Raw genomic sequence first — 241 nt, 5'->3', positions numbered from 1 at the left:
ACGCTGTTTACGCAGCAGGATATCGACCAGCCCAAAGTGCCGCGCGCGGAGCACGCGTTGCAGCAGCGCAGACCGCAGGGGCAGATCGAGGCGCTGCAACAGTCGCTGCGCGCCAGTAATCTGCAGCAGGCGCTGGCGGGATGCGATCTGGTGGTCGGTGCCGCCGATAACTTTGCCGTCACCTACCAACTTTCCGACGCTTGCATGCAGGCGGGCATGCCACTGCTCACCGCCTCGGTGC

1 protein-coding gene is annotated in these 241 nt (G+C 65.1%); it reads left to right on the top strand.

Going from position 1 to position 241, the window contains the following annotated elements; all coding sequences use genetic code 11:
- On the top strand, nt 1–241 hold a 241-nt coding region (locus KVT28_RS26440; protein WP_217551262.1), incomplete at both ends, for a ThiF family adenylyltransferase.

The organism is Pantoea sp. GbtcB22, from assembly GCF_019091025.1.
Classification (GTDB): domain Bacteria; phylum Pseudomonadota; class Gammaproteobacteria; order Enterobacterales; family Enterobacteriaceae; genus Pantoea; species Pantoea leporis.
Note: the sequence above shows the minus strand (reverse complement) of the source record. Positions and strands in the feature narration are given on the sequence as shown.